The organism is Streptomyces zinciresistens K42, assembly GCF_000225525.1.
Classification (GTDB): domain Bacteria; phylum Actinomycetota; class Actinomycetes; order Streptomycetales; family Streptomycetaceae; genus Streptomyces; species Streptomyces zinciresistens.
On the sequence record NZ_AGBF01000470.1, the window covers coordinates 1 to 779 of the forward strand.

Below are 779 nucleotides of genomic sequence, written 5' to 3' on the forward strand. Positions count from 1 at the left end.
CCCGCGCCCGCCCGCCCGGGGGGCGCGGCGCGCTCCGGGTCAGGGGCGGACGTCCACGTAGTCGCCCGCCGTCTTGACGGAGCCGGTCGTGGCGGTTCCGGCGAAGTTCCAGCGCCAGAAGCCGTCCGCGACGGCCTTGGCCATCAGGTGGAGGCCGCCGGTGCCGTTCGTCCGGGCCGTGGCCACCGTGCGGTAGGTGTCGCCGTCCTTCTCCCGGAACTGGAGCTTGACGGTCTGGTCGGCGTATCCGGTGTAGCGGTAGGTGTTCCAGTCGGCGCGCACCAGCCGCCCGTCGATCGTGAGGCGTCCGCCGCGCACCGCGGGTTCCGGTGCGGCGTTCACCGTGAGCCGCGCGGCCCGCTTCAGGCTGAACGTCCCCGCGCCCGGCGCGAAGACGGAGCCGCCGTCGTTGCCGTCCACCAGGGCGTCGACGGACCACTTCCCCGCGTTGGTGTTGGTCAGGTCCACCGGGTCGTCGCCGCCCGGCGCCGGGCGGGCGGTCACGGTGAAGGCCGTCGTGCAGGCCGTCGCGCTCTCGCAGAACGCGTCCGTGGTGTAGAAACCGCCGGCCGGCCCCTTCAGGTCCACGTCGGCGAAGGACAGGCCGGAGTCGTCGGACCCGGTGACCGTGACCGGGAAGGCGACGCCGGCCGTGGTCCCCACGACGACGTCCCGGCCCGCGTTGACCGTGACCGCGCCGACGACGGGGTCGCCGGGCGCCGCGTCGGCCGCGGTGCCCGTCCCGGCCAGCAGGACGGCCACGGACGCCGCCACCGCCC

Annotated in this window: 1 protein-coding gene; it reads right to left on the reverse strand. The window is 75.6% G+C overall.

Going from position 1 to position 779, the window contains the following annotated elements:
- Positions 1–39: 39 nt before the first annotated feature.
- Positions 40–779, reverse strand: a 740-nt coding sequence (locus SZN_RS41815) for a hypothetical protein (protein WP_007506591.1), incomplete at its 5' end; no start/stop codon positions are given.